General features: G+C 67.0%; 8 protein-coding genes and 1 pseudogene. 2 read left to right on the forward strand and 7 right to left on the reverse strand.

Annotation, left to right across the window (positions count from 1 at the left end):
• Nucleotides 1–19: 19 nt before the first annotated feature.
• The 7 genes from sufD to GBZ26_RS22670 form a co-directional block, all read right to left on the reverse strand.
• Nucleotides 20–1,375 carry a Fe-S cluster assembly protein SufD gene (gene sufD / locus GBZ26_RS22640; protein WP_174440793.1) on the reverse strand — a complete coding sequence of 452 codons (1,356 nt, stop codon included), beginning with the start codon at nucleotides 1,373–1,375 and terminating at the stop codon, nucleotides 20–22.
• A 2-nt stretch (nucleotides 1,376–1,377) separates the two neighbouring features.
• The gene (gene sufC, locus GBZ26_RS22645) at nucleotides 1,378–2,130 is read right to left on the reverse strand and encodes a Fe-S cluster assembly ATPase SufC (RefSeq protein WP_119507052.1); all 753 of its coding nucleotides are present in this window, start codon (nucleotides 2,128–2,130) and stop codon (nucleotides 1,378–1,380) included.
• A gap of 32 nt (nucleotides 2,131–2,162) precedes the next feature.
• Nucleotides 2,163–3,650: a Fe-S cluster assembly protein SufB gene (gene sufB / locus GBZ26_RS22650; RefSeq protein WP_137105143.1), complete on the reverse strand. Its 1,488-nt coding sequence runs from the start codon at nucleotides 3,648–3,650 to the stop codon at nucleotides 2,163–2,165.
• A gap of 48 nt (nucleotides 3,651–3,698) precedes the next feature.
• Nucleotides 3,699–4,181, reverse strand: coding sequence for an SUF system Fe-S cluster assembly regulator (locus tag GBZ26_RS22655; RefSeq protein WP_174440794.1), 483 nt, complete (start codon nucleotides 4,179–4,181; stop codon nucleotides 3,699–3,701).
• Between the two features lie 285 nt (nucleotides 4,182–4,466).
• Complete coding sequence (locus tag GBZ26_RS22660; protein WP_174440795.1) at nucleotides 4,467–5,447, reverse strand: hypothetical protein; 981 nt, start codon at nucleotides 5,445–5,447, stop codon at nucleotides 4,467–4,469.
• Between the two features lie 8 nt (nucleotides 5,448–5,455).
• Entirely contained in the window at nucleotides 5,456–5,872 is a 417-nt protein-coding gene (locus GBZ26_RS22665) for a phage holin family protein (RefSeq protein ID WP_035676152.1), read from the reverse strand.
• Nucleotides 5,869–6,855, reverse strand: coding sequence for a hypothetical protein (locus GBZ26_RS22670; RefSeq protein WP_174440796.1), 987 nt, complete (start codon nucleotides 6,853–6,855; stop codon nucleotides 5,869–5,871). Before GBZ26_RS22670 ends, GBZ26_RS22665 begins: the two co-directional genes overlap by 4 nt.
• A 262-nt stretch (nucleotides 6,856–7,117) precedes the next feature.
• On the opposite strand from GBZ26_RS22670, the gene GBZ26_RS30405 reads away from it, so the two are divergent.
• Together GBZ26_RS30405 and GBZ26_RS22680 are read left to right on the forward strand one after the other, a co-directional pair.
• On the forward strand, nucleotides 7,118–8,521 hold the full coding sequence (locus GBZ26_RS30405) for a hypothetical protein (protein WP_247884874.1): 1,404 nt from the start codon (nucleotides 7,118–7,120) through the stop codon (nucleotides 8,519–8,521).
• Nucleotides 8,522–9,320: 799 nt separating this feature from the next.
• Nucleotides 9,321–9,542: pseudogene (locus GBZ26_RS22680) on the forward strand (hypothetical protein); the annotation flags it as partial.

Here is a 9,542-nt window from a genome sequence, read left to right on the forward strand (position 1 = left end):
TCCATGTCCGGGTCCCTCCTCAGCGCGCGTTCTGCCAGTTGGCGACGTAGCTCTGGAAAGCGTCGCGGACGCCCTCCTCGGCGATCTCCTCCAGCGCCTCGGACAGGAAGGCGCCGATCAGCAGGCCGCGCGCCGTATCCTTGTCGATGCCGCGGGCGCGCAGATAGAAGAGCTGATCGTCGTCCAACTCGCCCACCGTGGCGCCGTGGCTGCACTTCACGTCGTCGGCGTAGATCTCCAGCTCCGGCTTCGAGTCGATCTCCGCGGTGTCGGAGAGCAGGAGCGCGCGGTTCTGCTGGTAACCGTCGGTCTTCTGCGCGTTGGGGCGCACGATGATCTTGCCCTGGAAGACGGCGCGGGCCTGGTCGTCGATCACGCCCTTGTAGACCTCGCGGCTGGTGCAGCAGGGCTTGGCGTGGTCGATGAAGGTCGTGGTGTCGACGTGCTGGCCGCCGCGCACCATGTAGGCGCCGCTGACATGCGTGTCGCCGTCCTCGCCGTCCAGGACGCTGTTGACCTCGTTGCGCGACAGCCTGGCGCCGATGGTCAGGATGAAGTTGTCGTAGATGCCCTTGCCGGCCACCCTCGCCGCGGTGTGCGACAGGTGGAAGGACTCCGTGTGCTCGCGCTGGACCTTGTAGTGGTGGACCGACGCGCCCGCGCCGACGAAAACCTCGGTCACGCCGTTCGACAGGGTGGTGCAGGAGCCCAGGCCGACGTGATGCTCGACGATCACGGCGCGGGACTCCGCCTCCGCGACGATCAGGCCACGCGGGTGGAAGGCGGTGGGCAGCGCCTCGGTGCCGACGGAGACGAAGACCAGCTCGATGGTCTCATCCACCGTGACGCCGCGCGGCACATGCAGGACCGGGCCATCCGCCAGGAAGGCGGTGTTCAGCGCGACCAGCGGCTGATCGTCGGGGGCGGCGATCCGGCCCAGATGCTCGGCCACCAGATCGGGCTTGCGAGTCAGGGCGTCGGCGAGGTTCAGCAGCTCGACCCCCGTCGGCAGACCGGCGGTGGAGGACAGCTCCGCCCGGAAACGCCCGTCCACGAAGACCAGACGCGGGCCGGTCGCGCCGTCCGCGCGGACCGTCGGCAGCACGTCGAAACGGACGGCCTCGCCGGTGCCGGCCGCCGGCTGGAAGGCCAGCTTGTCGAGCGCGCGCAGGTTGGTGTAGCGCCAGGACTCGTTCTTCACAGTCGGCAGGCCGAGCGCGGCGAAGCGGTCATGGCCCTGGCTGCGCAGGTCGTTCAGCCAGGACAGGCCGCCGCCGGGCAGGCCGTCCTTGACCCGGTCGAGCTGCTCCAGGAAGGGCTTGGCCGCCGCCGGGTCGTAGCCCCGCGGCGCCTTGGTGAGGGTCGTCGTCGCCATGATCAGGCCGCCTCGTTCACGCCGAACTCGGCGTAGCCGTTCTTCTCCAGCTCCAGCGCCAGCTCCTTGCCGCCGGAGCGCTGGATCTTGCCGAAGGCCAGCACATGCACATGGTCCGGCACGATGTAGTCGAGCAGGCGCTGGTAGTGGGTGATGACCAGCATCGACCGCTCCGGCGAGCGGAGCGCGTTCACGCCCTCGGCCACGATCTTCAGCGCGTCGATGTCGAGGCCGCTGTCCGTCTCGTCGAGGATGGCGAACGTCGGCTGGAGGACGGCCATCTGGAGCGTCTCGTTGCGCTTCTTCTCGCCGCCGGAGAAGCCGACGTTGACCGCGCGCTTCAGCATCTCGTCGGTCATGTTCAGCGCTTTGGTCTTTTCGCGCACCAGCTTCAGGAACTGCATGGCGTCCAGCTCCGGCTCGCCGCGCTGCTTGCGGATGGCGTTCAGGGCGGACTTCAGGAAGGTGGTGTTGGCGACGCCGGGGATCTCGACCGGGTACTGGAAGGCCAGGAACAGGCCGGCGGCGGCGCGCTCCTCCGGCTCCATCTCCAGCAGGTCCTTGCCGAAGAAGCTCACCGAGCCCTCGGTGATCTCGTAGCCGTCGCGGCCGGCCAGCACGTAGCTGAGCGTGCTCTTGCCCGAGCCGTTCGGCCCCATGATGGCGTGCACCTCGCCCGGGTTGATCGTCAGGTCGATGCCTTTGAGGATTTCCTTGCCGTCCACCGTGGCGTGCAGGTTCTTGATCTCGATCATCGTTTCTTCTTCCTTCGCGATACGGTGGGCGGTCAGCCGACGCTGCCTTCGAGGCTGATGCCGACGAGCTTCTGGGCTTCCACGGCGAACTCCATGGGCAGCTCCTTCAGCACTTCCTTGCAGAAGCCGTTGACGATCAGCGACACGGCGTCCTCTTCCGACAGGCCGCGCTGGCGGCAGTAGAACAGCTGGTCCTCGCTGATCTTGGCGGTCGTCGCCTCGTGCTCGACGCGGGCGGTGCGGTTGCGGTTCTCGATGTAGGGCACCGTGTGGGCGCCGCACTGGTCACCGATCAGCAGGCTGTCGCACTGGGTGTGGTTGCGGGCACCCTCCGCCTTCGGCAGGATCTTCACCAGCCCGCGGTAGGTCTGCTGCGCCCGCCCGGCGGAGATGCCCTTCGACACGATGGTCGAGCGGGTGTTCTTGCCGATGTGGATCATCTTGGTGCCGGTGTCGGCCTGCTGGAAGTTGTTGGTGATGGCGACCGAATAGAACTCGCCCACCGAGTTGTCCCCCTGCAGGATGCAACTCGGGTACTTCCAGGTGATGGCGGAACCGGTCTCCACCTGCGTCCAGGAGATCTTGGAGTTGCGGCCGCGGCAGGCGCCGCGCTTGGTCACGAAGTTGTAGATGCCGCCGACGCCTTCCGCGTTGCCCGGATACCAGTTCTGGACCGTCGAGTACTTGATCTGCGCGTCATCCAGCGCCACCAGCTCGACCACCGCGGCGTGCAGCTGGTTCTCGTCGCGCTGGGGCGCCGTGCAGCCTTCCAGATAGCTGACGTAGCTGCCCTCGTCGGCGATGATCAGCGTCCGCTCGAACTGGCCGGTGTTGGCCTGGTTGATGCGGAAGTAAGTGGACAGCTCCATCGGGCAGCGCACGCCCTTCGGAATGTAGACGAAGCTGCCGTCGGTGAAGACCGCGCAGTTCAGCGTCGCGTAGAAATTGTCGGTGTAGGGCACGACGGAGCCGAGATACTTCTGGACCAGCTCCGGGCACTTGTGCACGGCCTCGGAGATGGAGCAGAAGATGATGCCCATCTCCTCCAGCTTGGCCTTGAAGGTGGTCGCGACCGACACGCTGTCGAACACGGCGTCCACGGCGATGGCCGGGCTCTTGCCCTCGGCCCCTTCGACGCCGGCCAGGATCTCCTGCTCGCGCAGCGGGATGCCCAGCTTTTCGTAGGTCTTCAGCAGCTCGGGATCGACCTCGTCCAGCGACTTCGGGCGGTCCTTCATCTTGGGCGCGGCGTAGTAGTGCGCGTCCTGATAGTCGATCGGCGGGTAGGACAGCTTCGCCCAGTGGCGCGGCTCCTCCATCTCCTGCCAGACGCGGAACGCCTTCAGGCGCCATTCGAGAAGCCATTCCGGCTCCTCTTTCTTGGCGGAGATGAAGCGGACGGTGTCCTCGTTCAGGCCCTTGGGCGCGACATCCGATTCGATGTCCGTCGTGAAGCCGTACTTGTACTTCTGCTCCGTGACGGCGCGGACCTGTTCGACGGTTTCGGTCGTGGCGGCCATGCTTGTCTCTCGTTCCCTGAAAGCGTTTCCGATGAAGGCGCCGAAACGTCAGACGGCGGCGCGCCGTGCCGGGACTGGGCCGGCTCCAATCGTGTCGAGCGGGCCGGGTGGACCAGCCGCCCAGGCGGGCGGTCCCATCATGTCGGCCAGCGTCACCTGTTCGAGCGCGCCGCGGATGGCGCTGTTCACCTTCTCCCAGCCGCCGCGCATCGGACACAGGCGCTGCACGCCGCATTGGCTGTCGCCGCCCTCAACGCAGGCGGTGAGCGCGATCGGGCCGTCGAGCGCCGTGATGATCTCGGCGATAGAGATTGCATCGGCGGCGCGGCTGAGCGCATAACCACCGGCGGCGCCGCGGTGCGAGGTCGTGAGGCCCGCCGGGGTCAGCGTCTTCATGAGCTTGGCGACCGTGGGGGAGGGCACGCCCGTGCGCTCCGCCAGATGGGAGACGGTGTGAACCGTGCCCACGTGGCGCGCCATTTCGCTCATCACGACGATGGCGTAGTCGGTCAGCTTGCTCAGCCGGATCATGACCACCCCGATACAGGACTAAATTGGTCCTGATTAAGTGGCCATCATAGGACCTTTGTCAAGCGGAACCGGAGCGGGATAACCGGGAAAAACACTCGGGTATAAGGATGGCAGGCCTGCGCCCGACGCACGCTGCGGCGAACTGTCGCGGACGCTCTCCACTCCCGGGAAACCATGCAGGGTGGTCGGACAACGAAAGACCGGCCCCGCGGTCGAGGCCGCGGGGCCGGTGCAGTCGGCGTGGAACCCGAAAGGAGCCGAGGGGAAAGACGTGAGCGAAACCGGTCAGCCCGGCTTGCGCGCCTCCTCCCGCGCCGCGTCGCTGGCCGCGCTCACCGCATCGCCGACCTCTTCCTTGGCGGCTTCGACCGCCGCGCGGGCGGCGCGGGTGCCGCGGTCCATGGCGTCGCGGGCCATCTCCTTGGCGCGGTTGGTCGCCTCGTCGGCGTAGTCGCCGACCCAGCGGTCTTCGTAGCGGGAGGATGGGATGCTGGCGCCCAGCGCCGCGCCCAGGGCGACGCCCATCACGCCGGCCACCACCGGGTGGTCATCCACCATCTCCCAGAAGCGCCCGGTCGCGCTGTGCAACCGGTCCGACGCCCGGAAGTGGCCGGTGCCGCCATGGTTGCCGATGTGGCTGTCCACGCGGCTGCTCATGTCCCGGCGCATGTCGTGCGCCCGGTCGCGGGCGTGGTCGGTCAGGCCGCGCACGCGGTCGCCGGCCTCGTCCACGGCGTCGCTCGCCCGTTCGTAGACGTGGCTTGCCGCATCGCTGGCGCGCTCGTAGGCGTGGCTGGCGGCGTCGCGCACGCTGCCGCCGGCGCTGTAGAAGGTGTCGCGGGCGTACTGCGCGGCGCTGCCGGCGCGGTCGCGGACGTTGTGCATCGCGCCGCTTCGCGCAATGCGCCGGTCATAGCCCGAGGCGGTCAGGGCAAGCCAGCCCAGCCCGATGCCGATCATGGCAAGCGGGATCGGGTTGCTGCGCATGGTCTCGCCGACCGAGTGGGACCGCTGGTGGGTCTTGTTGCGGATCGGCTCGTAATAGCGGTCCTGGGCACGTTCGCCGTAGCCGCCGGTGGTGGTGTGCATCCGGTTCATGGTCTGCTCCATCAGGTGACGGGGAGCGAGCCGCGCGGTCTTGCGCTTCAGGACCTGGATCGTGTCGCCGATCCGGGCTTGGCGTTCGCGGATCTCCCGTTGCATCGCGTCGTAGTCGCGGGGCGTTGCGCGCCCCTTCTCACCGTCGTCCAAGGGCCCCTTGCTCATTGGGCCGCTCATCGGGCGAGCTGGGAGCGAGCCCAGCGCTTGTCGTCCCGCAGCGTCTCGATGGTGCGCTGAGGCTGGAGATTCTCCGGGCTGAGCCGCTTCTTGCCGATCATCGCCAGCACGCCGCCGATGACGAGCACGACGGCCCCGACGATGACGGCGGCCAGCCAGGGCTCGACCACCTTCGAGAGGGCCAGCACCGCCGCGGCCAGCAGGACCAGGACGCCCGCGAAGGCGATCAGCCCGCCGGCAACCACATAGGCCGCCCCGCCCGCCGCCTGGCCGGCCTTCTCGGTCAGCTCGGCCTTGGCCAATTCGATCTCTGTGCGGGCGAGGTTGGTGGTTTCCCGCGCCAGATCGGCGAACAGGCCGGCGATGGGTCGGTCTTGCCGCGGATCGTAGGAACGGTCCTCCGCAGCGCTCATGGTTTGGATCCCTGGATCGGAGTGCCGGAAACCGGCTTGGTCTCGGAGGCGGCGCCCGGCATGGTGCCGGGCGTCGAGCCGGCCACCATTTCGGCGGCGTCACGGGTGCGGGCGGCGGAGGTCGCCGCGGTGGCGGTGTTCAGCGGGCGCGGACCCTCCTGGTTGCGGCCGATCCCGCCGCCGGCGGACGTTATGGCGGTCGTCGCGGTCATGCCGGACGAGGCCATGCCGGACGACAGGCTGGACCTCGGGTGCGGCGCGTTAACGCCGCCCGCGGAGGCGGAGCCGGCAATGCCGCCCGCCGTGCCGCGGGGGTGGCCGGCCAGATCATGATCGGTGCGCAACGCCTCCTGCCCGGCGCGGTCCGCACCCCGCAGGCCGAAGTCGCGGTAGTCGTGATGGTCCTGATCGTGGCGGCCGAAGTCCTGACGGCCTCGGTCGTGCCGGCCATATCCGCCGGTCAGATGGGATGACGACGCGCCGCGAAATCGCCGCTCTCCGGAGCTTTTGACGAAGCGGGCGAACAGGAAGCCGACGGCGAAGGCGGCGCCGACAAACACCTCCGGCTGGCGCCGCGCGAAACGCTCCACTTGGCCGACCATGTCGTCCACGGTAGAGTTGCGCAGCATGTCGGCCACCCGCTCCACGCGGTCGGCGGCCTGCCCGGCATAATGGGCGGCGGTGCCGTTGTTCTCCTCGTTCAACTGCTCCGCGGCCTTGTGCAACGCGTTGGCGACGCTGCCCAACTGGTCGGCGGCGCGGTCCGTCTGCATCTCCAGGAGCGAGCGGATGCGACCCTGGGCGGCATCCAGAGTGTCGCGGCCAGCATCGGCGGCTTCGCCGGCCAAGCGGTTCATGTCGTCCGAGGAACCTCGGTTCTCCGAACGGTGGCTGCCCAATCCACTGTTTGCCCCACTGTTGGCCATCGGGTCCGGCGTCTTGCGGTTCGGTTCGCCGGTGCCCAACGTATCGCGGTCTGCCATCTGTTTTCCTCCTCGGGGTCGGCTGCGGATGTCTTTCCGGCCTGCAGCCTGCGGCAATTCGCCGCGCTCTGCGGTGTCCGATGTCGGGAATCAAACACCCTCATGGGCATCGGAGTTCCGGCGTGTGTATTGCGTTCCTGCGGAGCAACGCCGGGTTGCTTGCGCCGATTCCCAAACCACTGTCGGAATTGGACGGAAGTTGAAAGTGTGCTAAACTTCCCCGAGAATTCACGAAGGTTCGGCAGAACCGGGGGAGGGGGTCGTGAACGGCATCTTTTCGGCTCTCTCCAACGGCCAGAACAGTCTTTTCCAGCTCCAAAAGGCCAAGAAGGACTGGGAGCGGGCGCTGGACGCCATGGATTACAAGGACGCCAAGCAGCGCCTTGCCGACAAGGCCGAACAAACGAAGCTGCCGTTCGCCATGACGCCGGAGCAGCAGAAGAACTTCACCGCGGTTGTGAACGCGCTGGAGGAGGCCAAGCGCGTCGGTGGACCGAAGGCCGTCGCCGCGCAAAGGCTGGAGGACGTCGAGCGCAAGATCGCCGAACTGAAGATGATGATGCGCCACCACCAGGGCGACCGGGAAAAGCTGGTGCAGTTGGCGCGGGAAGCCGCGATCCTCGCCAAGCAGGCGGGGCGGGCGGCGAAGGAGTATGGCGCCGGCGTGGCCGCCGCTGCGGAAATGGGCCTTCCCGGTGGGGCCGGAGCGCCGTCCATCGGCGGCATCACCATCGAGCGGACGACCACCCGCACGTCCATCACCGTGGTTCAGACGGAGGTCGCCGTCGACGTCACGATGACCATCGGAGGCAATGACGCGTCTGCCGAGGGCGCTGCGACCGAAGGGGCGACGGAGACGCCCACGGCTCCGCCACCCCCACCGCTGCCGGCGGACGGTTTGGCAACGGATGTGGCGGAAGGCGAAAGAGCGGTGGAAGACGGGGAAGCGCGCTCCGCCGACGCCGTGGCGGCGGAGGCCGCCGGTCTGGCGAACGCCCAAGGCGTTACGGCCTCGGATGGCGAGACGCCTTCAGACGGCAAGGCCGCCAACGGAGAAACGGACGAAGACAAGAAAAAGGACAAGGCCGAGGCTGCGGAAAGATTCGACGAAGAGATCGACGAAAACGCCAAGGGCGGGCAGGGCAGCGACCTGGAGCAGTGGATGAGGGAGATGGCGCCCAGCTTGAACGCCACCCCCAACGCCCCGCAAGGCGACAGGATGCGCAATTACATCCAGCGGATGATGGCCGACAACGAATTGAAGATGTCGCGCTATCGCGAGGCCGACGAATTCGGGCGCCGGGTGGAGGCCGTCCTTGCCAAGGCGAAGTCGATCATCGCGGAGGCAAAGGCCGCCAACGAACTGGATCAGGCCGAAGAGCGGCGCAAGGCACGGCGGGAGTCCTTCAAGGATTATGACAAGGTCGTGAAGGAGGCGCAGGACAACGTCGACGAACTGCGTCAGGCGGCCTTCGGGTCCAGCACGACCTTGAAGGATTTCGTGGAGGCCATGACCGACCCGGACGGCACGGACAGCGGCTCCGGCGATCCGGAAGGCCCCGGAGGGGATGCGGCGATCGCGACGTCGGCTGACAGCGTGTCGGCTCCAGGCGGGGCGGATATGGGGATGCCCACACCGTCCGGTTCGGTCAATCTGTTCGCGTAAGCGCGCCGGTGGGCCGAGGCTGAGCATATCCCCTTCGCACGCGTGAGGTGATCGCCTTCGGCAGTATCGCCAACTGGGTAATCCAGCCCATTTTGCAGTCGATGCAGGCTTGACGATCATGCCAAACCGGCGCAGGATCGTGGACGTGAAGGTTGGTGCTCAAAAAGCATTGTACGCACAGTGCCGACCGGCGGTAATGCCGGTCGGATAGAAGGCTGGAGTTCAAGCGGCAACATCATGTGAGACGCCTGTGCGGCGCTCTCATCTTACCGATACTGTTGCCCGTCCGGCTGACCGGCGGTGGGGCCATACCCGGGTGGCTCCGCCGCCGATTGTCTTTGGGGCTCTTTTTCGCCCTTTCCTTTTCCCTTCCCAACTGCCGGTTTTCGCGCCCATGGGCTCACGGTGCTACGCGCCGTGCGCAAGGGTTCCCCGTGCTTTTCTCGTTAGAGGATAAGCCAAAGGGAAGTGTGGGTATTTGAGGCGATCGACCCCATTCCACCTAACCTACAAATAGGCAAATTAGTTCAAAATCCGACCTATCGATAGGAGTAGGAACAAAAATTGGCCGCAAATGTGCGCAAAAAGGGGGTATCAAACAGGGGTTTAACGCCACATTAACCAGACTGGACTGACCTTGATCTCACGGAGGCGGCAAGTGCAGGCATGGGGCCAGCAACACCGCCCGCGAATTCAACCACGATGCTTGAAAGGCCCGACGATGACGATGACGGGTACCATATGCGAAGTGGCTGGAACCAATGCCGGAGTGGGGTGCCGGCGGCGGAAGGCGGGCCTTGTGCTGGCGGTTCTTCTGCTGGCCGGGTGCCCCGGCACCACGGTTCCTCTCGAAACGCAGACCGCCGGACCGACCGCCATGGCCGTTCCGGTGCCGAAGACGAAACCTGCTCCTCCGCGCGTCAAGACCGCGGGCAAGGATCAGGCGGCCACGCCCGCGGTGAACGGTCCGGGGACCGGTCCCGCCGCCGAGGTCATCGCCATGGCTGGGACAGAGGTGGCG

The organism is Azospirillum formosense (assembly GCF_013340925.1).
Taxonomy (GTDB): domain Bacteria; phylum Pseudomonadota; class Alphaproteobacteria; order Azospirillales; family Azospirillaceae; genus Azospirillum; species Azospirillum formosense.